Annotated in this window: 20 protein-coding genes and 3 pseudogenes; 15 read left to right on the plus strand and 8 right to left on the minus strand. The window is 73.4% G+C overall.

The window, feature by feature from the left end:
• The first annotated feature begins 66 nt into the window (after positions 1-66).
• From ACOBQB_RS25955 to ACOBQB_RS25980, 6 genes and pseudogenes are all read left to right on the plus strand, one after another.
• Positions 67-2,925, plus strand: a complete 2,859-nt coding sequence (locus tag ACOBQB_RS25955) for a BTAD domain-containing putative transcriptional regulator (protein WP_423594749.1) — start codon at positions 67-69, stop codon at positions 2,923-2,925.
• Between the two features lie 205 nt (positions 2,926-3,130).
• Positions 3,131-3,307 (plus strand): sigma-like protein, encoded by a 177-nt coding sequence (locus ACOBQB_RS25960; protein ID WP_423594751.1) that lies wholly within the window; start codon positions 3,131-3,133, stop codon positions 3,305-3,307.
• A gap of 194 nt (positions 3,308-3,501) precedes the next feature.
• Positions 3,502-3,708 carry a hypothetical protein gene (locus tag ACOBQB_RS25965; protein ID WP_423594753.1) on the plus strand — a complete coding sequence of 69 codons (207 nt, stop codon included), beginning with the start codon at positions 3,502-3,504 and terminating at the stop codon, positions 3,706-3,708.
• Between the two features lie 106 nt (positions 3,709-3,814).
• On the plus strand, positions 3,815-4,030 hold the full coding sequence (locus ACOBQB_RS25970; RefSeq protein WP_423594755.1) for a hypothetical protein: 216 nt from the start codon (positions 3,815-3,817) through the stop codon (positions 4,028-4,030).
• Positions 4,031-4,037: 7 nt separating this feature from the next.
• On the plus strand, positions 4,038-4,235 hold the full coding sequence (locus ACOBQB_RS25975) for a hypothetical protein (RefSeq protein ID WP_423594756.1): 198 nt from the start codon (positions 4,038-4,040) through the stop codon (positions 4,233-4,235).
• A gap of 60 nt (positions 4,236-4,295) precedes the next feature.
• Positions 4,296-4,673: pseudogene (locus ACOBQB_RS25980) on the plus strand (VOC family protein); the annotation flags it as partial.
• A 39-nt stretch (positions 4,674-4,712) separates the two neighbouring features.
• Here the strand turns inward: ACOBQB_RS25980 and ACOBQB_RS25985 are convergent.
• Entirely contained in the window at positions 4,713-6,311 is a 1,599-nt protein-coding gene (locus ACOBQB_RS25985; protein ID WP_423594758.1) for a FadD3 family acyl-CoA ligase, read from the minus strand.
• Positions 6,312-6,435: 124 nt separating this feature from the next.
• Here ACOBQB_RS25985 and ACOBQB_RS25990 point away from each other — a divergent pair, with 124 nt between their 5' ends.
• From ACOBQB_RS25990 to ACOBQB_RS26005, 4 genes are all read left to right on the plus strand, one after another.
• Positions 6,436-7,587, plus strand: a complete 1,152-nt coding sequence (locus ACOBQB_RS25990; protein ID WP_423594760.1) for a lipid-transfer protein — start codon at positions 6,436-6,438, stop codon at positions 7,585-7,587.
• 295 nt (positions 7,588-7,882) lie between these two features.
• Positions 7,883-8,344, plus strand: a complete 462-nt coding sequence (locus ACOBQB_RS25995) for a Zn-ribbon domain-containing OB-fold protein (RefSeq protein ID WP_423594762.1) — start codon at positions 7,883-7,885, stop codon at positions 8,342-8,344.
• Positions 8,341-9,126 carry an enoyl-CoA hydratase/isomerase family protein gene (locus ACOBQB_RS26000; protein WP_423594764.1) on the plus strand — a complete coding sequence of 262 codons (786 nt, stop codon included), beginning with the start codon at positions 8,341-8,343 and terminating at the stop codon, positions 9,124-9,126. Before ACOBQB_RS25995 ends, ACOBQB_RS26000 begins: the two co-directional genes overlap by 4 nt.
• Before the next feature lie 92 nt (positions 9,127-9,218).
• Positions 9,219-9,782, plus strand: coding sequence for a hypothetical protein (locus tag ACOBQB_RS26005; protein ID WP_423594766.1), 564 nt, complete (start codon positions 9,219-9,221; stop codon positions 9,780-9,782).
• 456 nt (positions 9,783-10,238) lie between these two features.
• Here the strand turns inward: ACOBQB_RS26005 and ACOBQB_RS26010 are convergent.
• Both ACOBQB_RS26010 and ACOBQB_RS26015 read right to left on the minus strand, forming a co-directional pair.
• A pseudogene (locus tag ACOBQB_RS26010) lies at positions 10,239-12,637 on the minus strand (PQQ-binding-like beta-propeller repeat protein).
• Between the two features lie 257 nt (positions 12,638-12,894).
• A complete protein-coding gene (locus ACOBQB_RS26015) occupies positions 12,895-13,734 on the minus strand; it encodes a VOC family protein (protein WP_423594768.1) in 840 nt (279 codons plus the stop codon).
• 155 nt (positions 13,735-13,889) lie between these two features.
• Here ACOBQB_RS26015 and ACOBQB_RS26020 point away from each other — a divergent pair, with 155 nt between their 5' ends.
• Positions 13,890-14,537: a TetR family transcriptional regulator gene (locus ACOBQB_RS26020; protein ID WP_423594770.1), complete on the plus strand. Its 648-nt coding sequence runs from the start codon at positions 13,890-13,892 to the stop codon at positions 14,535-14,537.
• A gap of 121 nt (positions 14,538-14,658) precedes the next feature.
• Here ACOBQB_RS26020 and ACOBQB_RS26025 read toward each other — a convergent pair whose 3' ends face one another.
• The gene (locus ACOBQB_RS26025; protein WP_423594772.1) at positions 14,659-15,222 is read right to left on the minus strand and encodes a nitroreductase family deazaflavin-dependent oxidoreductase; all 564 of its coding nucleotides are present in this window, start codon (positions 15,220-15,222) and stop codon (positions 14,659-14,661) included.
• A complete protein-coding gene (locus ACOBQB_RS26030; protein ID WP_423594774.1) occupies positions 15,222-16,445 on the minus strand; it encodes an acyl-CoA dehydrogenase family protein in 1,224 nt (407 codons plus the stop codon). The genes ACOBQB_RS26025 and ACOBQB_RS26030 overlap by 1 nt, the downstream gene beginning before the upstream one ends.
• A gap of 167 nt (positions 16,446-16,612) precedes the next feature.
• Here ACOBQB_RS26030 and ACOBQB_RS26035 point away from each other — a divergent pair, with 167 nt between their 5' ends.
• Both ACOBQB_RS26035 and ACOBQB_RS26040 read left to right on the plus strand, forming a co-directional pair.
• The gene (locus ACOBQB_RS26035) at positions 16,613-17,803 is read left to right on the plus strand and encodes a thiolase C-terminal domain-containing protein (protein WP_423594776.1); all 1,191 of its coding nucleotides are present in this window, start codon (positions 16,613-16,615) and stop codon (positions 17,801-17,803) included.
• Between the two features lie 56 nt (positions 17,804-17,859).
• Positions 17,860-18,606 carry a pyridoxine/pyridoxamine 5'-phosphate oxidase gene (locus tag ACOBQB_RS26040; RefSeq protein WP_423594778.1) on the plus strand — a complete coding sequence of 249 codons (747 nt, stop codon included), beginning with the start codon at positions 17,860-17,862 and terminating at the stop codon, positions 18,604-18,606.
• A 31-nt stretch (positions 18,607-18,637) separates the two neighbouring features.
• Here ACOBQB_RS26040 and ACOBQB_RS26045 read toward each other — a convergent pair whose 3' ends face one another.
• From ACOBQB_RS26045 to ACOBQB_RS26055, 3 genes are all read right to left on the minus strand, one after another.
• Positions 18,638-19,531 carry a GNAT family N-acetyltransferase gene (locus tag ACOBQB_RS26045; RefSeq protein ID WP_423594780.1) on the minus strand — a complete coding sequence of 298 codons (894 nt, stop codon included), beginning with the start codon at positions 19,529-19,531 and terminating at the stop codon, positions 18,638-18,640.
• Between the two features lie 104 nt (positions 19,532-19,635).
• A complete protein-coding gene (locus ACOBQB_RS26050) occupies positions 19,636-20,085 on the minus strand; it encodes a Zn-ribbon domain-containing OB-fold protein (protein WP_423594783.1) in 450 nt (149 codons plus the stop codon).
• Entirely contained in the window at positions 20,082-20,534 is a 453-nt protein-coding gene (locus tag ACOBQB_RS26055) for a DoxX family protein (protein ID WP_423594785.1), read from the minus strand. The genes ACOBQB_RS26050 and ACOBQB_RS26055 overlap by 4 nt, the downstream gene beginning before the upstream one ends.
• Positions 20,535-20,708: 174 nt before the next feature.
• On the opposite strand from ACOBQB_RS26055, the pseudogene ACOBQB_RS26060 reads away from it, so the two are divergent.
• Both ACOBQB_RS26060 and ACOBQB_RS26065 read left to right on the plus strand, forming a co-directional pair.
• A pseudogene (locus ACOBQB_RS26060) lies at positions 20,709-21,863 on the plus strand (flavin-containing monooxygenase); the annotation flags it as partial.
• Positions 21,864-22,191: 328 nt separating this feature from the next.
• Positions 22,192-24,417 (plus strand): acetate--CoA ligase family protein, encoded by a 2,226-nt coding sequence (locus ACOBQB_RS26065; RefSeq protein WP_423594787.1) that lies wholly within the window; start codon positions 22,192-22,194, stop codon positions 24,415-24,417.
• Positions 24,418-24,421 lie beyond the last annotated feature (4 nt).

Here is a 24,421-nt window from a genome sequence, read left to right on the forward strand (position 1 = left end):
CCCCGGGGGACGGACCGAGGGGCACCCCCCGAGGTCCGGGCGTCACGCTTCAGCGTGCTCGGCCCGGTGCGCGCGTGGCACGGCACGGCTCAGCTCCCGACCGGTTCGCCCCAGCAGCGGGCCTTGCTGGCGGCCCTCCTGCTGCGGGACGGCCGCACGGCCACTGCCTCGGAGCTGATCGACGCCCTCTGGGGCGAGGAGCCGCCCTCGCAGGCACTGGCCGCGGTACGCACGTACGCGTCCCGGCTCCGGAAGGTGCTGCCTTCCGGTGTTCTCGTCAGCGAATCCGGCGGTTATTCGATCCAGGTCGCGGACGGCGCCCTCGACCTCGCCCGGGCGGAGGACCTCTGGGCGGCGGCCGAGAAGGCCCGCGGCGTGGGCGACCCCGGCCAGGCGCGCACGCTGATGAACCAGGCCCTCGACCTGTGGGACGGCGAGCCCCTGGCCGGTGTCCCCGGTCCCTACGCCGAGACGCAGCGCGCCCGCCTCGACGAATGGCGACTGCAACTGATCGAGTCACGCCTCGACATGGACCTGGAGGTCGGCTGTCACGCGGAGGCCGTCTCCGAGCTGACCGCCCTGACCGCCGCCCACCCCCTGCGCGAACGCCTGCGCGAACTGCTCATGCTCGCGCTCTACCGCAGCGGCCGCCAGGCCGAGGCCCTCGCGGTCTACGCGGACACGCACCGCCTGCTGGCCGACGAACTCGGCGTCGACCCGCGCCCCGGCCTCAAGGAACTCCAGCAGCGCATCCTCCAGGCGGACCCCGCGCTCGCCGAGCCCTCGGCGCCTTCCCCCGAGCCCACGGCGAAGCTCGTCCGCCCCGCCCAACTCCCGGCGACGGTCCCCGACTTCACGGGCCGGGCGGCGTTCGTGGACGAGCTGAGCGACATCCTCTCCGCCGCCGAGGGCCGCGTGATGGCGGTCTCGGCGCTGGCGGGCATCGGCGGCGTCGGCAAGACGACGCTGGCCGTCCACGTCGCCCACGTGGCGCGCACCCACTTCCCCGACGGCCAGCTGTACGTGGACCTCCAGGGGGCCGGGTCGAGAGCGGCGGAGCCGGAGACGGTCCTCGGCGCGTTCCTGCGGGCCCTCGGCACGGCCGACTCGGCGATCCCGGACTCCCTGGAGGAGCGGGCGGCGCTGTACCGCTCGATCCTGGACGGCCGCAGGGTGCTGGTCCTGTTGGACAACGCGCGCGACGCGGCCCAGGTCAGGCCGCTACTCCCCGGCATGGAGGGTTGCGCGGCCCTGGTCACCAGCCGGGTGCGCATGGTCGACCTGGCGGGCGCGCACCTGGTCGACCTGGACGTGATGTCCCCCGAGGAGGCGCTGCTCCTGTTCACCCGCATCGTCGGCGAGGAGCGGGTCACCTCCGAGCGGGAGGCCGCCCTCGACGTGGTGGCGGCGTGCGGCTTCCTGCCGCTCGCCATCCGGATCGCCGCGTCCCGCCTGGCGGCGCGCCGCACGTGGACGGTCTCGACGCTGGCCGCGAAGCTGGCGGACGAGCGGCGCCGCCTGGACGAGCTCCAGGCGGGCGACCTCGCGGTCAAGGCGACCTTCGAACTCGGCTACGGCCAGCTGGAGCCGCCCCAGGCCAGGGCCTTCCGCCTCCTCGGCCTCGCGGACGGCCCCGACCTGTCCCTGGCGGCGGCCGCGGCGGTCCTCGACCTCTCCCTGGAGGACACGGAAGACCTGCTGGAGTCCCTGGTCGACACGTCCCTGGTGGAATCGGCGGCACCGGGCCGCTACCGCTACCACGACCTCGTACGCCTCTACGCGCGTGCATGCGCCGAACGCGACGAACAGCCCCCGGGTGAACGGGACGCGGCGATGTCCAGGCTCCTGGACTTCTACCTGGCGTCGGCGGCCCGGGTCTACGCGATAGAACGCCCCGGGGACCGCACGGTGGACCACCTGGAGGTCACGGAACGGGCCGGCCTCGACTTCGAGGACGGCACCAAGGCCTTCGACTGGCTGCACGCGGAGGCCTCCTGCATCCTGGCGTGCGTCCAGCAGTCGCTGGGCCGTACGGAGCTGCGGCGGGCGGTCGACCTGCTCCTCGCCGCGAAGGACCTGGCGGAGTCGGGAGCCATCTCGCACCGGTACGAGACAGCGACGCGCGCTGCCTGCGCGGCCGCCACCGCGGCCGGTGACGCGCTCGCCGAGGGGCGGGCGCGGGTGAGCCTTGCCCAAGTGCTCAACAAGGTCGGCCGTTTCTGCGACGCCTCCGCCGAGCTGAAGCTCGCCGCCGCGCTCGCCACCGGTTCCCGCGACCCGTGGACCACCGGCAACGCCCTGAACGAACAAGGCATCGTCAACAACTGCATCGACCGGCCGGCGGTCAGCGAGACGCATCTGCGCGAGGCGATCGACGCCTTCCGTGCCGACGGCAACCGCCACAGCGAGGCCAGCGCCCTGTGCAACCTGTCCCGGGCGCTGCTCGCGATGGGCCGCGTCCACAAGTCGATCGACCTCGCCCGGCAGGCCATCACCATCTACACCGACCTCGGCGTCACCTTCCGCCTGGCCAACGCCAAGTACACCCTCGGCCTCGCGCTCAGCGACGCGAACCGGCACGCGGACGCCCTGGGCCAGCTGACCGACGCCCTGCAGATCTTCGTGGAGAACCGTCAGCGCCTGTGGGAGGGCACGACGCACTACCGCATCGCCCAGGTGGAACTCGCCGACGGCCGTGCGGCCCGCGCCGCCCAGCACGCCGAGCAGGCGCTCGCCATCGGCTGCGTCGGCGGCGAGTGGATGCGGGCCAACGTCCTGACGCTGCTGGGACGGTCGCTGGCGGACCTGGCGCAGCTGGACCGCGCGAAGGCCTGCTGGCGCGAGGCCCTGGCCATCCTTGAGGAAGCGCGCGCGCCGGAAGCCGCTCGGGTCAGGAATCTCCTCGATCCCACCACCGTCACCTGACGGCGCCCGGGCGACGTTCATCGAACGTTTATGAGCGGCTGCCACTCTCATGGAGTCGATCCGTCGCGTCGGGGGGCAGACGGGTCGCGAGGGCCCTGTGGTTAAGGTGAGCGGCCCAGTACGCCCGTTCGGCGGTCCTCGGGGGAGTCGCCGAGCGGGCGTAGCCACTACCGGACCCCCGGTCTGACCCAAGGAGTTGTCACATATGAGCGAGATCGACAAGAACCTCGGCATCACCACCATGGGCGAGGGCCACACGCCGGCCCCGCCCAAGGACGGCACCGTCACGACGCAGGGCGAGGGCCACACGCCCGCTCCGCCCAAGGACGGCACCGTCACGACGCTGGGCGAGGGCCACACGCCCGCCCCGCCCAAGGACTGAACCGCTTCATATCCCGACGGGGGATCGATCGGCCGCGGCGGCGCGGAGGGGGAGCCGTCGCGGCCGACGCATGTCCGGGTGGAGGGGGGCGGGCACGATGCCACGCCCGGCCGGGGACGGAATCGAACGTTCAGTCGTCCCGGTCAGTAGGGTCCACGACGTCGGAAGTCCGCCTGATCGACAGAGGAGTTCGAATGAGTCGCGCCAAGAAGTTGCTCGTCGCCTGCGCCGCGGTGGTCGCCACCGGAGCCGCCGGGGCCGCCGCCGCGCCCCCGGCCTTCGCCGACGGCCACACCCCGGCTTCCCCCTACGGTGCCCACGCGCCGATCACCGCACAGGACAGCCACGGGCCCGCGGCGCCCCTGGGGGACGGCCACACACCGACGTCCCCGAGAGACTGACCGCCGCGCCACCCCACGGGGCCGAGCCGGCGCTCGGCCCCGTTCCCGCGCACGCGCCTGCGCCTACGCCGAAGCCTCGGGCCGGGGCCCGGGGAATGGCACAGTCATGCTCAACGAGAACAACGCCCACCGCCGCCCCGGCGAGATGTCCGCCGCCGACGAAGAGGCCGCGCGGGCCGAGGCCGGCCGGATGGAGCCCGTCCTGAAGCGGCTGTGGAAGGGCGGGACGTGGGACCCGGACAGCGTGCGCGCCGCGCTCACCCGCGAGCTCGGGTACGAGGCCCGTAAGACGACCCGTAAGGGCAAGCTCCCTCGCCGGTGAGCCGGACGTGCGGGAGCCGTACGGGCGGAACGAGGACGGGCGGAACGAGGACGAGCGGAACGTCACGCCCGAGGGCGCCATGATCGGGCTCTACGTCGGGGACAGCGCCTGCGTCACCGCATTCGTCCAGAAGACCGACTACGGCGTCAGGACGAACGGCCGCTTCATGGAGACCGGTTGCGTCGAACCCCCTACGGGCCACTGAGCGCCCGGTGAGCGAGTAAAGCCGTGGACACGGCCCGCCGTCACCACCAATAGTGCCGCCATGACCTCTCTCGTGCGCCACCTCACGTTCGACTCCCACGACCCCTACCGCCAGGGCACCTTCTGGGCCGAGGTGCTCGGCGGCAAGCTCGCCGACGACGACTTCCCCGGTGACCCCGAGGCCCTGGTGGAGGGCGGCGGCGTCACGCTGCTCTTCGTCACCGTGCCCGACGCCAAGACCGTCAAGAACCGGCTGCACATCGACCTCCAGCCGCAGGACCGCACCCGCGACGAGGAGGTCGAGCGGATCATCGCCCTCGGCGCGCGGCTCGTCGACGACCAGCGGAAGCCCAACGGCCGCGGCTGGGCCGTGCTCTCCGATCCCGAGGGCAATGAGTTCTGCGTGGAGTGCGGTGCCGCCGAGCGGGCCGCCCTCACGGCCGAGGCGGCCGGCTGACCCTGTTGTTCTACGACTGGCTCACGCGCCCCGCAGCTCCCCCTTGACCACCTTGCCGCTCGCGTTCCTCGGCAGCTCCGCCACGAACTCGACGCCCCGCGGCACCTTGTAGTTCGCCATCTCCCGCCGGGACCAGGCGATGAGGTCGTCCGCCGTCACCACCGAACCGGGCCGCCGCACCACGTACGCCTTGCCCACCTCGCCGAGCCGCGCGTCGGGGACGCCGATCACCGCGACGTCCGCGACATCGGGGTGGAGGCCGAGAAGCTGCTCTATCTCGGCCGGGTAGGCGTTGAAGCCGCCGACGATGAACATGTCCTTGATGCGGTCGGTGATGCGGAGGTTGCCGTCCTCGTCGAGGACACCTACGTCCCCGGTGCGCAGCCAGCCGTCCGGCGTGAGCACGCGGGCCGTCCCGGCCGGGTCCTCGAAGTAGCCCCGCATGACGTGGTGGCCGCGGACGAGGACCTCGCCGGGATGGCCCGGCGCCAGCGTCCGCCCCGCCGGGGAGACCACCCGTACCTCCGTGTCCGGTAGGGCGCGGCCCGACGTCGAGGCGATGACCTCGGGCGGGTCGCCGCGCCGGCACATCGTGACGACGCCGCTCGCCTCCGAGAGGCCGTACGCGGTCAGGACCGTGCCCACCCGCAGCTCGCAGCGCAGCCGTTCCACCAGCCGGAGGGGGACGACCGCCGCGCCCGTCACCACGAGCCGCAGCGCCGACAGGTCGTGCCGGCCGCGCGTGGGGTGGTCGAGGATCGCCTGGTGCAGGGTGGGCGGGCCGGGCAGGACGGAGATGCGTTCGGCGGCGACGTTGGCGAGGACGGTGTCGACGCTGAAGACCGGCTGCGGGACCATCGTGGCGCCCCGCGTCAGGCAGGCGATGATCCCCGCCTTGTAGCCGAAGGTGTGGAAGAAGGGGTTCACGATCAGATAGCGGTCGCCCTCGCGCAGCCCCGCCAGCTCGCTCCACACGTCGTAGCAGCGCAGGGTCTGCGCGTGGGTGATCACGGCGCCCTTGGGGCGGCCGGTGGTGCCGGAGGTGAAGATGATGTCCGAGGGGGCGGACCCGTCCACCGACTCCGCCCGCGCGCGGACCGCCGCCGCGTCCACGCCGTCGCCGCTCGCCAGGAACTCCTTCCAGGTGCGAAAGCCCGTCGGCGCGTCGTCGGAGAGGACGACCACCTGCTCCAGGTGCGGCAGGCCGGGCAGCGGCCCGCTTCCCGTGCCGTCGGCCGCCGCGCGGCGCAGGGAGGCGACGTATGAGGTACCGAGGAAGGTGCCGGTGATGAAGAGGAGCTTCGCGCGGCTGCGGGCCAGGACGTAGGCGGCCTCCGCGCCCTTGAAGCGGGTGTTCAGCGGGACGAGGACGGCGCCCGCCGAGACCGCGCCGAGTGCGGAGACGATCCAGTCGAGGGTGTTGGGCGCCCAGACGGCGACGCGGTCGCCCGGCTCGACGCCGTTCGCGACGCAGGCGGCCGCCGCGTGCTCCACGCGCCGTCCTAGCTGTCCGTACGAGAGGCGGGTGCGGCCCTCCACTACCGCTTCCCGGTCGCCGTACCGCTCGGCGGCCGCCCGTACCAGCCCCGGGATACTGCCCCACCGCAGGTCGCCGCGCATCGCAAGCCCCTCCCACCGCAGTAGCTGACTACCCGTCAGATTACCGGTAGCCTGACGTGCTGTCAGCCGCCCGGACGCCGGCGGGCACCGGTCAGTTCCCCGTCTCCCGGAGGTGCCGTTTCCCATGCCCTCGTTCAAGGACGCTACAGCGATCGTCGGGATAGGCCAGACCCTCTTTGCCAAACAACTCCCCGACAGTGAGAAGACGTTGGCGTGCCGGGCGATCCTCGCCGCGCTCGACGACGCGGGCATCGCGCCGTCCGAGGTGGACGCCTTCGCCTCGTACACGATGGAGGAGACCGACGAGGTCGAGGTCGCCAAGGCCATCGGCGCAGGTGACGTCACGTTCTTCAGCAAGGTCGGCTACGGCGGCGGCGGTTCCTGCGCGACCGTCGGCCACCTCGCCTCCGCCATCGCCACCGGCCGGGCGAGTGTCGGCATCGCCTGGCGCTCCCGCAAACGCGGCAGCGGCCCCCGCCCCTGGAAGAACACCACCGTCCAGCTCCCCACCCCCGCCCAGTGGACCCGCCCCTTCGGCCTGCTCCGCCCCGTCGACGAGATCGCGATGCTCGCGCGCCGCCACATGCACGAGTACGGCACCACCCGCGACCACCTCTTCAACGTCGCGCTCGCCTGCCGCAACCGCGCCAACCAGAACCCCGCCGCGATGATGTACGACCGCCCGCTGACCCGCGACATGTATATGACGTCACGCTGGATCAGCGAACCGCTCTGCCTCTTCGACAACTGCCTGGAGACGGACGGCGCGCTGGCGTGCGTGGTCGTGTCGGCCGAACGGGCCCGCGACTGCCGTACCAGACCCGTGTACGTCCACTCCGCCGCGCAAGGCCTGCCCGCGCAGCACCACGGCATGGTCAACTACTGGAACGACGACCCGCTCTCCGGGCCCGCCTGGACGGCCGCCCGACACCTGTGGAAACAGGCCGACTTCGGCCCCGAGGACGTGGACGTCGCCCAGATCTACGACGCGTTCACGCCCCTCATCCCGCTCTCCCTGGAGGGCTACGGCTTCTGCGGGCGCGGCGAAGGCGGCGCGTTCACCGAGGGCGGCGCCCTGGAGAGCGGCGGCCGGCTGCCCATCAACACCGGGGGCGGCGGCCTCAGCGAGGCGTACGTCCACGGCTTCAACCTCATCAACGAGGGCGTCAAGCAGCTGCGGGGCACCTCGACGGCCCAGGTCCCGGACGCGGCGACGTGCCTGGTGACGGCGGGCGAGGGCGTCCCGACGTCGGCGCTGCTGCTGAGGGCGTCGTAAGGGGCCGTACGGGCGCCCCGTAAGGGGCGCGGGGCTGTATCAATATGCGGCTCCGCCGCGCGAACACGAGCAACCACAACGATCCCGCACCCGACAACAGACACCACACGGCAGACGCGCCCCCACTAAGGGGCCCGGGGCTGTATCAATATGCGGCTCCGCCGCGCGAACACGAGCAACCACAACGATCCCGCACCCGACAACAGACACCACACGGCAGACGCGCCCCCACTAAGGGGCGCGGGGAACTGCGCGAGCAACCACAGCCCGCCCGCACCCGCGAAGGAACCCGCCCATGGCAGACGCGACGGCGAAAGCCGAACCCCTCCTGACGCCCACCATCGACGACGACGGCGCCCCCTTCTGGCACTACGCCGCCCGAGGCGAACTCCGCGTACAAGCCTGCGCGGCCCCCGGCTGCGCGGAACTCCGCTTCCCGCCCCGCCCCTGCTGCCCCCACTGCCAGTCCTTCGACAGCGAGTGGCGCAGGATGAGCGGCCGCGGCCGCATCTGGTCCTACGTCGTCCCCCACCCGCCCCTCCTCCCCGCCTACGCCGCGCAGGCCCCGTACAACGCGATCGTCGTCGAGCTCGCCGACGCCCCGCGCATCCGCCTCGTCGGCAACCTCGTCGCGGCCCCCGACGCCCCGCTGAACTCCGTCGACCCCGCGAGGCTGCGCATCGGCGCGAAGGTGCAGGCCGTCTTCGCGGAGGTGGCCGGGATGACGGTGCCGCGCTGGGTCCTGGAGCGGCCGTGACACCGGCGGGCGCGCTGCGGACCAGCGCCGACAAGGACACGGGCGTGGCGGTCCTCACCCTGGACCGCCCGGAGCGGCACAACGCCATCGACCTGGCGACGGCGGCCGAACTGGCCGCGGCCTGGCGGCGGTTCCGGTACGACGACTCGGTACGCGCGATCGTGGTGACCGGCGCGGGCGACCAGGCCTTCTGCACGGGCATCGACCGCGCCGCGCACGTGCCGCAGCCGGACTCCCCCTACACGATCGACGATCCGCTCCTCACGATCGGCCCGAAGGCGAACGACCTCTGGAAGCCGGTGATCGCCGCGGTCAACGGCATGGCGTGCGGGGGCGCCTTCTACCTCCTGGGCGAGGCCGAGTTCCTGGTCGCGGACGAGCACGCCACGTTCTTCGACCCGCACACCGCCTACGGCATGGTCAGCGCGTTCGAGACGATCCACATGGCGCAGCGCATGCCGTTCGGCGAGGTCGCCAGGACGGCGCTGATGGGCACGGCCGAACGGCTCTCCGCGCACAGGGCGTACGAGACCGGCCTGGTCTCCGAGGTCACCCCGCCGGGCGGCGCGGTGGGGGCGGCCGTACGAGCCGCCGAGACCATCGCGTCCTACCCCACCGAGGCGGTACAGGGCACGGTCAGGGCCCTCTGGTCGGCGAAGGAGGCCGCCCGCGCGCAGGCCTTGGCGCACGCGCCCCATCTGATCGCCCTCGGCAACCTGCCGCCCGAGCGGCAGGCGGAGCTGTTCGGGGCACGGCGGGGCCGCGGCTTCCGCACCCGGTGACCCGCCCGCCAGGTGAGCGAGTACCGCCACGTGGCGGCGGTGGCGGCGGGGGCGCACCCGGCGTAGCGTCCATCGTGAGAGGAGGCCCCGGCATGGTCCGCAACGTCCTCGGGACGGTCCTCGCTCTCATCGGAGCGACGGCCGCCGTATGGAGCCCCTTCCGAGCCTGGTACGACGGCCGTCTCGGACGCCACTTCCGCCTCTCCGAACTCTTCTCGGGCGGCGGCATCACGGCCGCCCACGCGGAACTCTTCGCCTCGCTCTTCCTCCCCTTCGCCTTCGCGGCGCTGGTGACGCTGGCGGGACTGCTGCTGCGGTCCCGGCTGCCGGTGGCGTTCGCGGGCGTCGTCGTGCTCGGCTTCACGGTGCTGTGGATGGTCCGCCAGGGCCAGGCGGCGGGCAGCCTCTCCGTCTCCGGCGACGGCTCGGGCCTCGGCCTCGGCGTCCTCGGCGCACTGGGCGGCGGCATCCTCCTGCTCCTCGCGGCGGCGCTCATGGCGGGCCGGACGCGGGTACGGGACACGGGCCCGCCCGACGACGCCACCTACCCTCAACCGAAGCCGCGCCGCTTCAGCGCCCGCCGCCTCCACAACCGCTCCCCACACCCCACGGAGGAGCCCCGGCCGGGCCCGTACGGCGACGGTCGCAGCGGCTGAGGGCGGGGCACGCCCCCGCCGAGACTTCGCGGCGGGGGTCGCAGCCGTCGAGTGCTGGGCGCGACCCGACCCGCCGAGCCCCTGCGTCGACAGGCTATGGCAGCCGCCGGGTGCCGGCCGCTACGGCGACCTTCACAGCCGCCAAGCGTCGAGCACGACCCCGCCCAGCCCCTACGGCGACAGTGGCACCCGCCGAGTACCGAGCACGCTCCCGCCCGAGCCTGTACGACGACGGTCGCAGCGGCTGAGTGCCGGGCACGACGTCCCGTCCAGCCACCAGCACCGCCCCTCCCCACCGCACCCCGCCCCGCTCCTACGGCGGCGGTCGCAGCCGCCGGGTGTCGGGTGGGTGGGTGGGAGGCGTCCGCCGCGGAGCGGCGGCGTAGAGCGGATACGGCCCGCACCCGAGAACCCCCGGCCCCGGCTACAGGGCGCCAGAGGGCAGGGGGCCCACCCCTACGACCGCGGTGCCGTCCCCGTCCCCCGCTCCGCGTCCAACGCGTACACACAGCGGTCCTTGCTGCACGCGTACACGACCCCGTCCCGCACCACCGGCGCCCCCGTGATCTCCCCGCCCGTCGCCAGCTTCCACCGCAGCCGCCCGTCGTCGGCCTTCAACGTGTACAGCAAGTGATCCGTGGAGCCGAAGTGGATGCGCCGGTCGGCGACGACAGGCGTGCCGACGACCTCACCCCCGGCCTGGAACCGCCACTTCGGGGTGCCGGTCACGGCGTCCAGGGTGTAGAGCCCCTTGCCGCTGCCGACGTGGACGTGGCCGTCCGCGACGAGGACGGGCTCGATGGAGGAGCGGGACTCCGTGGCGATGCGCCAGCGGTCACGGCCGTCCGTGGCGTCGAGCGCGTACACCGTCCCGAGGTAGTCGGCGAGGTACACCCCGCCGCCCGTGACGGCGGGCCCCGGCGCGAACGCGGGCGGGCACAGGAACGCGGCGGGCGCCTCGAAGTGCCACCGCACATGCCCGGCGGCCACGTCGATGGCCAGAACGCGGGTGCCGGCGGAGACGTACACGTGGCCGTCCTGCGCCTGGGTGACCCGCACGGGCACCCCGCCGCAGGACGCCGCGTCGCCCACGGGGTACGACCACCGCTCCTCGCCCGTACGGGCCTCCAGCGCCCGCAGCCGCGCGTCCTTCCAGACGTACACCGTGCCGTCGAACACGGCGGGCCCGGCCTCCGGGGTCTCGAAGTCGGTCTGCGCGCCGGTGATCTCCCAGAGCTTCTCGCCGTTGGCGGCCTCCCAGGCCTGGACGCCGCCGCCGCGCGTACCGGTGACGACCGTGCCGCGGGCGGCCTGGAGGGAGTACACCCAGGCGTCGGTCTGCAACCGCCACAGGTCGGTGCCGTCGGCGCCGTCGAGGGCGTAGAGGGTCGGGCCGTCGGAGGCGTGGAGACGGCCGTCGGCCACCGCCATGGACCAGGCGACGTCCCGCGTCTTGAAGCTGCGGCGGCCGGTGGCGACGTCCAGCGCGTGGACCTCGAAGGAGGTGACGTAGACGAGGTTCCCGGCGACCGCGGGCGTGCCCCACACGTCGTTGGACATCCGGAACCGCCACGGCCGCCACGTCTTGGCCCCGGCGTCCGGCGCCGCGGCGGGCGCGGGCACGGCGGGCGCCTGCGGGGCGGCGCCGTTGGCCCCGGTCCTGGGCGTCGAGGACCGCGACCAGGACGCGGCGAGCCCGTGGTCACCGGGCGCGGCGGCCGCGCGGGAGTCGGCGACGCGCGGTCCGGGCCCGATCGGCACCTTCGCCCCGGCGAGCCGTACGGGCCCCGCGTCGGGCGTGGCCGCGAACGGCGGCCGGGACGGCGCGGGCGGCGGCTGCTGCGGGGGCGGCGGCGCGGCGACCGGCGCCGAAGCGGGAGCGGGGGCGGGGGCGGGAGCGGCGCCCCGGCCGCCGCCGCGTCCGGCGGTGGCCGGGACCCGGGCAGGGGCCGGCCGTTCCTGCGGGCCTCGATGAGCGCGACGGCCCGCTCCGGCAGCCAGGCGGAGGCCGTGCCGCTGTCGTCGTTGCCGGGGCTCTCGGAGGCGAAGAGGTGCGGGGCGAGCTGCGCCTGGAGGTCGGCGGGGCTGGGCCGCAGCGCCGCCTCCATCTGCATGCAGGACTCGATCAGCGGACGCAGCTCGTCCGGGAGTCCTTCGAGGTCCGGGCCTTCCCGGAGCAGCATGAAGACCGTCTCGACGGGGTTGGCGCCGTGGAAAGGGGCGTGCCCGGTCGCGGCGAAGACGAGCGTGGAGCCCAGCGAGAAGACGTCGCTCGCGCCGGTCACGCTGCGCGAGTCCTTCGCCTGCTCGGGTGACATGTACGCGGGCGTGCCCACGGCGACGTTGGTCATCGTCAGGCGGGTGTTGGAGACGCCGGACGCGATGCCGAAGTCGATGACGCGCGGGCCGTCCTCGACGACGAGGACGTTGGACGGCTTGAGGTCACGGTGGACCAGGCCGGCGCCGTGGATGGACTCCAGGGCCTCGGCCACGCCCGCCGCCAGCCACCGCACCGCCTGGGTGGGCAGCGGCCCGTGTTCGTTCACTATCTCTTCGAGGGAGGGCGCGGGAACGTACGCCGTGGCCAGCCACGGCACGGCGGCCCGCGGGTCGGCGTCCACCACGGCGGCCGTGTAGAAGCCGGACACGGCGCGCGCCGCCTCGACCTCGCGCGTGAAGCGGACACGGAACAGCTGGTCCTCGGCGAGTTCGGTCCGCACCGTCTTGATCGCCACGCGCCGTCCCGACGCGGAACGCGCGAGATAGACCAGGCCCATGCCACCGGCGCCCAGCCTGCCGAGGACCTCGAACGGGCCGATCCGCCTCGGATCGTGCTGCGTCAGCTGATCCACCACTTGCCCTGCCACCTCCCCGTACGCGGCCGCCGAAGAAGACAGCCCCGTGCAGCGTCTCACCACCCGAGCCGCTACGGCGGCACGCACCCTGATTCTTCCTGTCCGAGGCGGCCGTGGCGAACCCGGGGCGGGATCGGGGTGTCTCGGGGTGTCTGGGGGTGTCTGGGGGTTTCCCGGGACAAAAGACCCATGACCGCCGCCCTGGGCGGCGGCCTCAGTCCTGCCTCGGGCCCGGCCTCAGTCCTCCTCAGTCCTCCTCAGTCCTGTAGGACAGCGAAGGTCGCCCCTTGGTTGTCCCTGAGCACCGCGATACGTCCGTACGGGATGTCATGGGGCGGCAGCTGTACGCGTCCGCCGAGCCGGGTCACCGCCGCGGCCGTCGCGTCGGCGTCGGTGACGTTGAAGTAGACGAGGAAGTGCGGGGGCGTCTCGGGCGTGCTGTAGCGGTCGGTGGCCGGGGACATCAGGCTGCGTCCGCCGATGGCGGTCTCGGGCCCGGCCCGGGTCCCGGGCGGCGACCAGGTGCGGAAGGGGACGCCGTCGAGGTCGAGGTCGAAGCCGCCGTATCCGAAGACGCCTTCGTAGAAGGGGTCGACCCGGTCCTTGTCCCGCGAGTAGACCTCCGTCCAGCAGTACGAGCCGGGCTGCCGCTGCTTGCCGAAGCCCGGGTGCGTGCCGCCCTGCCAGATCCCGAAGACGGCGCCCTCGGGGTCGGCGGCGAGGCCCAGCGTCCCGAGGGGGCCGACGGGCATGGCCTCGCGGACCATGGAGCCGCCCGCGCGCCGGACGCGCTCGGCGAGCGCGGCGGCGTCGGGGGTGGCGAGGTAGACGGTCCACACGGTGGGCATGCGGCCGTCGGCCTTGGGCGCGAGCGCGGCGACGGGCAGGCCGTCGCTGTACGCGGGGGTGTACTGCCCGTACTCCGGCCCCGTGGCCCCACCGCGGGCCCCGGCGGCCGCGGGGCCCGCGGCGAAGGTCCACCCGAACAGCTCGCCGTAGAACCGCTTGCCGCCCTCGACGTCGGGGAGCATCGCGTCGACCCAGCAGGGCTCGCCCTCCGCGTATCCGCCCCCTGTGTCCTGCTCTGCGTAGTCCATGTCGTCAAGCTAACCGCCCGGCACGGCACCCGCAGCGCACACATTCGAACACCTGATCGGCCCTTACGGAGTCCCCCTCGTCCGCCCGCACGGGCCCCAACCCCATTTGCAGTCGGCCGAATCGCGCTCCGATCACCCCTCGGTAAGCTGACGGCATGACAGGACAGGTACGTACCGTCGACGGCCGTGTGGCCGGTCGGCGCGGTCAGGCGACGCGTCAGAAGCTGCTCGACTGCCTCAGCGAGATGCTCACCTCCTCGCCCTATCGGGACGTCAAAGTCATCGACGTGGCCCGGAAGGCGGGGACTTCACCGGCGACCTTCTACCAGTACTTCCCGGACGTCGAGGGTGCCGTCCTGGAGATCGCCGAGCAAATGGCGGCCGACGGCGCGGAGTTGACCCGGCTGCTCGAAGGCAGGTCGTGGGTCGGCAAGGCGGGCTGGCAGACCTCCCAGGAGCTGGTCGAGGGTTTCCTCGACTTCTGGCGCAGAAACGACGCGATCCTCCGCGTCGTCGACCTCGGCGCGGCCGAGGGCGACAAGCGCTTCTACAAGATCCGGATGAAGATCCTCAACTCGGTCAACAACTCCCTTACGGACACCGTCAAGGAGCTCCAGGCCAAGGGCAAGGTCGACAAGGACGTCAGCCCGGCGGCCATGGCGGGGTCGATCGTCGCGATGCTGGCGGCGGTCGCCTCGCACCAGCGCGGCTTCCAGACGTGGGGCGTCAAGCAGGCCGAACTCAAGCCCAACCTGGCCATGTTGGTGCATTTGGGCGTCACCGGCAAAAAGCCGACGAAGTAGTGACGCAGTAGTGAGGTCCACTCGGCGCAGTAGCTGGGCAGCAGCGACGCAGTAGTGACGCAGTAGTTCCGACGCCCGCCCCGAGGGGCGCGCCTCCCCATCCTGTCAGCCCGACGGCGGATCACTCAGGTGATCCACCGTCGCGGTCTCCGCGCCCGTCCCGCCGCGCGCCGCCCCCTCCTTCACGCCGCTCCAGGCGGAAGAGTCTGATCTCCCGGTCCACCCGTGACTCGTATATGGCGTACGGCGGCCAGAACGCGAGCGCCGCTTCCCAGACCTGCGCCCGCTCCCGCCCCGTCAACAGCCGTGCCCGGACCGGGATGTCCGCGCCGTGCCAGCTGACCGAGGCCTCCGGCTGGGCGAGCAGGTTCGCGGTCCACGCGGGGTGGCCGGACCGCCCGAAGTTGGACCCGATCAGCACCCACCCGCGCCCGCTCCCCTCGTCGGGCATACACGCCAGCGGCGTACGCCTCGGCAGTCCGCTCTTCGCGCCGCGCGCCGTCAGGACGAGGCCGGGCAGCATCCGCGCGCTCGGCAGCACCTTGCCCCGGGTCAGCCGGTGCACGGCGCGGTCCATCGCGGGGATGACGTGCGGGGCGGCCTTGGCGAAGGCGCGGGTGGACGACAGCTTCCGCATCAGGCGCAGCCCGGTCGTCGTCCGCGCAGGACGCGGTCCGGACGGCATCAGACGGCCTCCCCGTCCCGGAGAGCCCCGGCCTCGAACAACCCGGCCCGATCGGCCGCCCGCGCGCGCAGGCGGTGCGCGGGACCGAAGAGCAGCTCGTCGCCGGAGGCCCGCTTGAAGTAGAGGTGCGCCTCGTGCTCCCAGGTGAAGCCGATGCCGCCGTGCAGCTGTACGGCTTCGGACGCGGCGGTCCGCAGCGCGTCGAGCCCCTGCGCGAGCGCGAGGGCGCCGGCCCGCTCGGCGCCCTGCCCGCCGAACCCGGCGGCCTCCGCCCCGGCCGCCCACGCCGCGTAGTACGCGGCCGAGCGCGCGGCCTGGACCTGCACGTACACCTCGGCCAGGCGGTGCTTGACGGCCTGGAAGGACCCGATCGCCCGGCCGAACTGCTCGCGTCGGCCGACGTATTCGACGGTCCGCTCCAGCGCGCGGTCCGCGGCGCCGACGGCCTCGGCGGCGAGCACGGTGGCGGCGACGTCCCCGACGGAGGCGAGCGCGCCCGGCACGTCACAGGCAACTCCTCCGAGCAACTCCGCCGGTACGTCGCGCAGTTCGACGCGCGCCTGCGTGCGGGTCTCGTCGAGGGAGGTCTGCCGGGTCCGCGCCAGGCCGGGCGTGTCCTCGCGTACCAGGAAGAGGAGGGTGCGGGAGCGGGCGAAGCCTCCCGTGTGCGCGGCGACGACGAGGAGCCCCGCGCTGTGCCCGTCGAGCACCTGCTCGGCCTGCCCGTACAGCCGCCACGTCCCGTCACTGGCTTTGGCCTGTACGCCGCCCGCGCGGCCCCCGCCGGACCAGTCCCCGGAGTTGTCGCCGACGAGCCCGAGGGCGGTGGCGAGCCCGGTGCCGGGTACGGCGAGCGCGGCGGTCAGCTCCCCCGCGGCGATTCTGGGCAGGTGGGCGGCGCGCTGCTCCTCGGTGCCGAGGGCGAGGATCAGCGGGGCGGCGAGGACGGCGGTGGCCAGCAGCGGGGAGGGGGCGAGGGCGCGGCCCAGTTCCTCGCAGCCGAGGGCCAGCTCCGCCGCCGTGCACCCGACACCCCCGTACGCCTCGGGCAGCGCGAGCCCCGGCAGGCCGAGCTGTTCGGCGAGGGCGGTCCACAGGGCGGAGTCGTGCCCGGCGGGCGTGCGGGCGGCGGCCTTGACGTCGTCGGGCCCGCAGCGTTTGGTGATCAGTTCGCGAAGGGTGCGGCGGATCTCGTCCTGCTCCGCGCTGAAGGCGGCGTCCATCGGCGGGCTCCTCCCCCGGGTCCGGCGGCCGGTCCTGGATCTGACGGGCCGTCATGTTAGGCCCGGGGCGCCGAGATGCACAGAGCCCGGACGAACGCCGCCACAGGCTTGCCCCCCAGCGGTGACACCCTCCTCACGTCACCACTATCTGATGTACCGTCAGATATATGGCCGGTGCCCCGCGTTCCTCCCGCTCCACTCCCCGCAAGGTCGCCGTCGTCGGTGTCGCCCTCTCGGACTGCGGGCGGGTCGACGAGGCCACGCCCTACGCCCTGCACGCCCAGGCGGCCCGCCGGGCGCTCGCCGACTCCGGTCTCGGCCGCGACGTGGTCGACGGGCTCGCGTCCGCGGGCCTCGGCACGCTGGCGCCCGTGGAGGTCGCCGAGTACCTCGGCCTCAGGCCCCGCTGGGTGGACTCCACCTCGGTGGGCGGCTCCACCTGGGAGGTCATGGCCGCGCACGCGACGGAGGCGATAGCGGCGGGACGGGCCGACGCCGTACTCCTCGTCTACGGCTCGACCGCCCGCGCGGACATCAAGGCGGGGCGCCGCACATCGAACCTCTCCTTCGGCGCGCGGGGCCCGGCCCAGTTCGAGATCCCGTACGGACACTCCCTGATCGCCAAGTACGCGATGGCCGCGCGCCGCCACATGCACGAGTACGGCACGACGCTGGAACAGCTCGCCTCCGTGGCCGTCCAGGCCCGGGCCAACGCGGCCGCCAACCCGGACGCGATGTTCCGCGACCCGATCACGGTGGACGAGGTCCTGGCAGGACCGATGATCGCGGACCCCTTCACCAAGCTGCACTGCTGCATCCGTTCCGACGGCGGCTGCGCGGTGCTGCTCGCCGCCGAGGAGTACGTGGCGGACTGCGCGTCGGAGCCGGTGTGGGTCCTCGGCGCGGGCGAACACGTCTCGCACACGACGATGTCGGAGTGGGACGACTTCACGGTCTCCCCGGCGGCGGTGAGCGGCGCTCTCGCCTTCGAGCGGGCGGGGGTGCGGCCCCAGGACATCGACGTGGCCCAGATCTACGACGCGTTCACCTACATGACGCTGGTGACGCTGGAGGACCTCGGCTTCTGCGGGAAGGGCGAGGGCGGCGCGTTCGTGGAAAAGGGCCGTCTGCTGCGCACGGGAGAGCTCCCGACCAACACGGACGGCGGCGGACTCTCCGCCCAGCACCCCGGCATGCGGGGCCTGTTCCTACTGGTGGAGGCGGCCCGGCAACTACGCGGCCAAGCGGGCGCGGGCCAGGTCAGACGCCCTGACGGCACGCTGCCCGAGCTCGCGGTGGCATCGGGCACGGGCGGGTGGTTCTGCTCCTCGGGGACGGTAGTGCTGGGGCGGGGCTGAGGCACCCGCAGGGCACCCGTGCAGCACCCCCGTGCCGCGCGCGTCACAATCGGCGCATGACGACACCCGGAACCCCGCCGCAGCCCTCCGCACCCCATGCCGCCGGCCCCGCGACCCCCTTCCAGAAGCTGCTGCGGGCGCAGCGTGTGTGGGACGTCGCGCTGCCCGCCTTCGACCCGGCCGGGGCGCCCGCCGACCCGCTGTCTCTCTTCCACGCGTGGTTCGCGGAGGCGGTGGCCGCCGGGCAGGCCGAGCCGCACACCATGGGCCTCGCGACGGTCGCCGAGGACGGCGGCCCCGACGTGCGGACCGTGGTGCTGCACGACGCGGACGGCCGCGGCTGGCACTTCGCCTCGCACGCGAGCAGCCGGAAGGGCCGCCAGCTCGCCGCCCGCCCGGAGGCCGCCCTGCACTTCTACTGGGCGTCGCGGGGCCGGCAGATCCGGATCAGGGGCCGGGTCACCACGGCCCCGCACGCCGAGAGCCTCGCCGACCTGCACGCCCGCTCGACGGGTGCCCTCGCCGCCGCCCTGGTGGGCCGCCAGAGCGAACCCCTCAGCTCCTGCGATGAGTTGGCCCGCGCCTCGGCCGCCGCCTGGGACCGCGCCCGGGCCGAACCGGACGCGGACGCGCCGACCTGGACGCTGTACGTCCTGGAACCCGTGGAGGCGGAGTTCTTCCAGGGCGACGAACGGCGGCGGCACGTGCGGCTGCGGTACCGCAGGGACCAGGGCCAGGGCCAGAACCAGGGCCGGGGCGCAGCCGCCGCCGGGGAGTGGACCCGGGAGCTGCTCTGGCCCTGAGCCCCGACGTCACCGGAAACCCGGGCCGCCCTCACCCACTGAAGTCGTACTGCGCGAAGTCCCGTACGGGGCGGTAGCCGATCCGCTGGTAGAGGCCGTTGCTGGTCGGGTTGGCGAGGTCCGTGAAGAGCAGGACCTCGGCGGCGCCCGCGTCGAGGGCGGCGCGGGTGACGGCCACGGTGACCGCACCGGCGTAGCCCCGGCCGCGAAGGGCGGCGGGGGTGTACACGGTGGCGACGCGGACCTGTCCCGCGGTGCGGCGGGTCACGCTCGCCATCGCGGTGGGCGTCCCGTCCGGGGCCTCCCAGAGCGTGACGCCTCCATAGGCGATACAGGTCTGTGCCCACTCCTGGGCGTCCATGCCGGGCCGCTGCCCCACGGCCTCGCAGAACTCCAGGTACCAGCGCGCCAGGACGTCCGGATCGCCTCCGCCGGCGACCCGGGCGCGGCCCGGCGGGGCGGGCTCGGGCGGCGTGAGGGCATCGAGCCGGTACAGCCGCTGCCGGGTGCTGAGCGTGGCCGTCACCCCGGTGTACTTCTCCCAGGACCGGGCGAAGGCCTCCGCGGTGTCCTGGTCGGAGGCGACTCCCGGCAGGTCGGGGGCGGCCTCGGCGAGCTGCCGGGCGAGGGCGTCGGCGACTTCGGGACCGACGGACGAGACGGTCATCCGATGCGGCGGGGTCCGCAGAAAGGCCCCCCGAACGCGGCCCGCCCCGCCATCGGCATCGGCATCGGCATCGACGTACGTACCGAACTGGGGTGCCCCCTCCCCGTACACATGAAGTCCCCGCACGCGCAGGGTTTCGGTGACGCTCAGGAGGGCGGTGTGGAGGGCCGGTTCGGAGTGCAGGAACTTCTCGGTGCGGGCGTGGAAGCCGTCGAGGTCGTGGGTCAGCCGCCAGGGGGAACACAGATCGATGGACATGGCCCATGATCCCGCGCGCCACCCACCGGCCACAAAGAATTTCCCGCTCCCCCGGATCACGCCCGCGATCACGCCCGCGATCACGCCCGCGATCACGCCCGCGATCAGGCCTGCGCCCCCACTCCCTCCCCCACCCTGAACACCGGCACAGCGAACTCCCCGGCCTCCCGGAACGCCACTTCCAGCCCCATCCCGATCCGCAGCGCCTCCGCCCCGCAATCGACGACCTCCGTCATCATCCGCGGCCCCTCGGCGAGATCGACGACCGCGGCGACATACGGGACGCGCGCGCCGAACGGCGGCAGGTCGTTCCTGTGCACCACCGACCATGTGTAGAGCGTGGCCCGGCCGCTCGCCCGCTCCCAGGTGACGTCCTCGCTCCAGCAACGCGGGCAGAACTCGCGCGGATAGTGGTGCGCCGCCCCGCACGCCCCGCAGCGGCGGATCAGCAGCCGCCCCTCGGCCGTCGCGTCCCAGTAGGGGCGGGTGAAGGCGTCGGGTTCTGGAAGGTCGAAGCGCGGCCCGGCACTCGCCTCCGTACTCCCCGGGCTCACCGGAAGAGCCCGAACGCGTCGTCGAGGGACCAGGTCTGCCAGGACATGGCGAAGAGGGCGACGAGCGAGATGAGCGCCATCATCGCGTTCTGCCCCTGCTCGGCCCAGTCGTGGATCATGAGGACGAGGTAGAGGAGATTGAGGAGCAGACCGCCGACCAGGGCGATCGGGGTCAGGAAGCCGGCGATCAGGCCGAGCCCCAGGGCGAGTTCGGCGTAGACGACGACGTACGCCATCGTCTTCGGGCGCGGCGCGACGACGGTGTCGAAGCCGCTGCGGACCGCGTGCCACTTGTGCTTGGCGGCCACGTCGGACGCCCAGGCGATGCCCGTACCCCGCTCGAACCAGCCTTTCTTGTCCTTGTGGCGCCAGCTCTCCAGCCACCACAGGCCAAGGCCTATGCGGAGCACGGCGAGCCATTCGGCACCGGCGAGCCAGATCGAGTCCATTCCGTGGCCTCTCCCACTTCGGCGGTCGCGACGACGTTCCTGACGGTACGTCAGTTCAGCGCACGGGCAGGCGGATCCGCAAGGGGCGGACGCCGCGCGGGCCCGTGATCGATTCGCAACCGGTTCCGGACTTGACCGTCACCCATCAAGTGAGCGCGCGGTTACTCTCCAGTCATGTCCGACTCGACAGCTCCGCAGGCGCCCCGGCAGGACCGCCCCGTGTACGTCATCGGGGGCGGCCCCGGCGGACTCGCCGTCGCCGCGGCACTGCGCGCACGCGGTGTCCGCGCGGTCGTCCTGGAGAAGTCGGAGCGCGTCGGCGCCTCCTGGCGCGGCCACTACGACCGCCTCCACCTGCATACGACGCGCCGCCTCTCCGCCCTGCCGGGGCTCGCGATCCCACGGTCGGCCGGCCGGTGGGTGTCACGCGGCGACGTGATCCGCTACCTGGAGACGTACGCGGAACACCACGCCCTCGACGTCGTCACCGGCGTCGAGGTCACCGGCCTGGAACGGACCGCCGACGGCACCGGCTGGCTGCTGCGCGCGACCGGCGGCCGGGAACTGACCGGCAGCGCGGTGGTGGTCGCCACCGGCCGCAACCACACCCCCCGCCTGCCCGACTGGCCCGGCCGCGACGCGTACGCCGGTGACCTCCTGCACGCCCGCGACTACCGCCACCCGGGCCCCTTCGCCGGCAAGGACGTCCTGGTCGTCGGCGTCGGGAACACCGGCGCCGAGATCGCCGTCGACCTGGCCGAGGGCGGCGCCGCCCGGGTCCGCCTCGCGGTGCGCACCGCCCCGCACATCGTGCGCCGCTCCACGGCCGGGTGGCCCGCGCAGCGCTCGGGCATCCTGTGCCGCAGGCTGCCCGTGTTCCTGGCCGACCGGCTCGCGGCCCTGGTCGCCCGCGTCTCCGTCCCCGACCTGTCGGCGCAGGGGTTGCCGCGCCCCGACACCGGCCTCTTCTCGCGGGCCGGGCAAGGGGCGATCCCGGTGCAGGACGTCGGCCTCATCGACGCCGTACGCAAGGGCACGGTCGAGCCCGTCGCCGCCGTGGAGGCCTTCGAGGACGGCAAGGTGGTCCTGGCCGACGGCACGCGGATCGCCCCGCAGTCCGTCATCGCGGCGACCGGCTACCGCAGCGCCCTGGAAGGCCTGCTGGGCGCCCTGGGCACCCTCGACGAACACGGCCACCCCACAGCCCACGGCCCCCACCCTCCAAAACAAGCCCCGAACCTCTACTTCACCGGCTTCACCACCCCCATCAGCGGCACCCTCCGCGAACTCTCCCGAGACGCCGAGAAGATCGCCAAAAGAATCGCCAAGACCCAACCAGCCCTGCAAGGGCCGCGGGGACCTGCGCGACCAGCCCTCACCGCCCCGCACCCGAAAACCAACCCCAACCCCAACCCCAACCCCAACCCCAACCCGCCCCACCCCGGCCGAATCGCCACCTTGGCAACACCCGAAACCTACGCTTCCGTAGAACCAGCACACCCCTCCACCCCAAGCACAGCGCCACGCCCCGCAGCGCCCCCGCAGCGCCCCGCGGGGGAACCTCATCTTTGCCTGCACCCCCATTCCTGACGCCACGTCAGTTCAGTAATCTGACTGGTCATCAGGTAAGTGCTGTCACACAGGAGCGGGCGGACCGATGCTTGGATCGACACACGGCACCTTCACCACCGACCCCCGCCGCGCGCGTGTCGTGGCCTGCGGCGAACTCACTTCCCCCACCGTCCACGGCAGAGCCCCGACCGCGGACGACCTGGACGTCAGCGGCCGGCCGCTGCACGCCGACGTGCCCGACCTGGACCGCTTCTTCCGCCCCGAGTCCATCGCCGTCATCGGCGCCTCGGACGCCGAGGGACGGCCCGGCGCCGGCATCACCCGCCGACTCATCGCCTGGGCCGAGCGGGTCGGCGCGCGGCTCCACCCCGTGCACCCCGCCCGCCGCGAGGTCTTCGGCATCCCCTGCTCCCCTTCCGTCGCCGACCTGCCCGAACAGGTCGATCTGGCCGTACTGCTGGTCGCCGATCCGCTGCCGGTGATCGAGCAGCTCGCCGAGGCGAAGGTGCGGTTCGCCGTGGCGTTCGCCTCCGGGTTCGCCGAGACGGGGGAGCGCGGCGCGGCCGCCCAGGCCCGCCTCGCGGCCGCCGTACGACGCTCGGGCCTGCGGCTGCTCGGACCCAACACCAACCTCAACGCCTTCGAGGAGTTCCGCGACGACCTCGAAGGCCCCGCCATCGCGCTGATCACCCAGTCCGGCCACCAGGGCCGCCCCGTCTTCACCCTCCAGGAACTCGGCATCCGCCTCTCCCACTGGGCCCCCACCGGCAACGAGGCCGACCTGGAGACCTCCGACTTCATCTCCTACTTCGCCGAGCGCCCCGAGGTCGGCGCCATCGCCTGCTACGTCGAGGGCCTCAAGGACGGCCGCGCCTTCCTGCTCGCCGCCGACCGCGCGGCCCGCCGCGGCGTCCCCGTCGTCGCCGTCAAGGTCGGCCGGACCGAGACCGGCGCCCGCACGGCCGCCTCACACACCGGGAAGCTGACCGGCGCCGACGCGGTGGTGGACGCGGCGATGCGGCAGTTCGGCGTCATCCGCGTCGACGGGCTCGACGAACTCCAGGACACCTCCGCCCTGCTGGCGCGGGCCCGCAGGCCGTCGGCCGAGGGCGTCGCCGTCTATTCGATCTCGGGCGGCACGGGCGCGCACTTCTCGGACCTGGCGGCCGAGGCGGGCCTCACCCTGCCGACGCTCGACGAGGCCAAGCAGGCGGAGCTGCACCAGTGGATACCGGAGTACCTGAGTGTCACCAACCCCATCGACAACGGCGGGCACCCCGTCGGCGACTGGCGCGGCCGGAAGATCATCGACGCGATCCTCGACGATCCGCAGGTGGGGGTGCTCATCTGCCCCATCACCGGGCCCTTCCCGCCGATGAGCGACAAGCTCGCGCAGGACCTGGTGGACGCGGCGGAGGAGACGGACAAACTGGTGTGCGTGGTGTGGGGCTCGCCCGTCGGCACCGAGGACGCCTACCGCCGGACGCTGCTCGGCTCCTCGCGCGTGGCCACCTTCCGCACCTTCGCCAACTGCATCACGGCGGTGCGCGCCCATCTTGACCACCACCGCTTCACGGCCGGCTACCGCTCTCCCTTCGATGAGGCGCCGCGCACTCCCTCCCCCTCCTTCCGCAAGGCGCAGGCCCTGATGCGGCCGGGCCAGCAGCTCAGCGAGCACGCGGCGAAACAGTTGCTGCGCGCGTACGGGATCCGCGTACCGCGTGAGCAGTTGGTGACCAGCGCGGCGGCGGCCGTCCGCGCGGCCGGGCTCGTCGGCTACCCGGTCGTCATGAAGGCCTCGGGCCCCCAGCTGGCGCACAAGACCGAGCTGGGCCTGGTGAAGATCGGCCTGACCTCCGCCAGCCAGGTGCGCGACGCCTATCGGGAGCTGACGGACATCGCCCGCTACGAGGACGTGCCGCTGGACGGTGTGCTGGTCTGCCAGATGGTCGAGCGGGGCGTCGAGATGGTCGTCGGCGTCACGCACGACGCGCTCTTCGGGCCGACCGTGACGGTGGGGCTCGGCGGCGTACTCGTCGAGGTCCTCCGGGACGCGGCGGTGCGGGTGCCGCCCTTCGGGGAGGACCAGGCGAAGGCGATGCTGTCCGAGCTGCGGGGCCGTGCCCTGCTGGACGGGGTCCGGGGGGCGGCGCCCGCCGATGTCGACGCGCTCGTCGAGGTCGTGCTGCGCGTCCAGCGCATGGCCCTCGAACTCGGCGACGACCTCGCCGAGCTGGACATCAACCCCCTGATGGTGCTGCCCCGGGGGCAGGGGGCCGTCGCACTCGACGCGTTCGCCGTCTGCCGCTGAGGAG

Origin of the sequence: Streptomyces sp. G5(2025) (assembly GCF_049542075.1) — a bacterium.
GTDB lineage: Bacteria > Actinomycetota > Actinomycetes > Streptomycetales > Streptomycetaceae > Streptomyces.

What these genes read in the sequence shown, in the direction of transcription:
- ACOBQB_RS26025 (WP_423594772.1), bottom strand. Translation starts at nt 15,222, where the DNA reads ATGCCGTCCGGACCGCGTCCTGCGCGGACGACGACCGGGCTGCGCCTG.
- ACOBQB_RS25970 (WP_423594755.1), top strand. Translation starts at nt 3,815, where the DNA reads ATGCTCAACGAGAACAACGCCCACCGCCGCCCCGGCGAGATGTCCGCC.
- ACOBQB_RS26020 (WP_423594770.1), top strand. Translation starts at nt 13,890, where the DNA reads ATGACAGGACAGGTACGTACCGTCGACGGCCGTGTGGCCGGTCGGCGC.
- ACOBQB_RS25995 (WP_423594762.1), top strand. Translation starts at nt 7,883, where the DNA reads ATGGCAGACGCGACGGCGAAAGCCGAACCCCTCCTGACGCCCACCATC.
- ACOBQB_RS26030 (WP_423594774.1), bottom strand. Translation starts at nt 16,445, where the DNA reads ATGGACGCCGCCTTCAGCGCGGAGCAGGACGAGATCCGCCGCACCCTT.
- ACOBQB_RS25965 (WP_423594753.1), top strand. Translation starts at nt 3,502, where the DNA reads ATGAGTCGCGCCAAGAAGTTGCTCGTCGCCTGCGCCGCGGTGGTCGCC.
- ACOBQB_RS25985 (WP_423594758.1), bottom strand. Translation starts at nt 6,311, where the DNA reads ATGCGCGGCGACCTGCGGTGGGGCAGTATCCCGGGGCTGGTACGGGCG.
- ACOBQB_RS26015 (WP_423594768.1), bottom strand. Translation starts at nt 13,734, where the DNA reads ATGGACTACGCAGAGCAGGACACAGGGGGCGGATACGCGGAGGGCGAG.
- ACOBQB_RS26040 (WP_423594778.1), top strand. Translation starts at nt 17,860, where the DNA reads ATGACGACACCCGGAACCCCGCCGCAGCCCTCCGCACCCCATGCCGCC.
- ACOBQB_RS26005 (WP_423594766.1), top strand. Translation starts at nt 9,219, where the DNA reads ATGGTCCGCAACGTCCTCGGGACGGTCCTCGCTCTCATCGGAGCGACG.
- ACOBQB_RS25960 (WP_423594751.1), top strand. Translation starts at nt 3,131, where the DNA reads ATGAGCGAGATCGACAAGAACCTCGGCATCACCACCATGGGCGAGGGC.
- ACOBQB_RS26035 (WP_423594776.1), top strand. Translation starts at nt 16,613, where the DNA reads ATGGCCGGTGCCCCGCGTTCCTCCCGCTCCACTCCCCGCAAGGTCGCC.
- ACOBQB_RS26055 (WP_423594785.1), bottom strand. Translation starts at nt 20,534, where the DNA reads ATGGACTCGATCTGGCTCGCCGGTGCCGAATGGCTCGCCGTGCTCCGC.
- ACOBQB_RS26045 (WP_423594780.1), bottom strand. Translation starts at nt 19,531, where the DNA reads ATGTCCATCGATCTGTGTTCCCCCTGGCGGCTGACCCACGACCTCGAC.
- ACOBQB_RS25990 (WP_423594760.1), top strand. Translation starts at nt 6,436, where the DNA reads ATGCCCTCGTTCAAGGACGCTACAGCGATCGTCGGGATAGGCCAGACC.
- ACOBQB_RS26065 (WP_423594787.1), top strand. Translation starts at nt 22,192, where the DNA reads ATGCTTGGATCGACACACGGCACCTTCACCACCGACCCCCGCCGCGCG.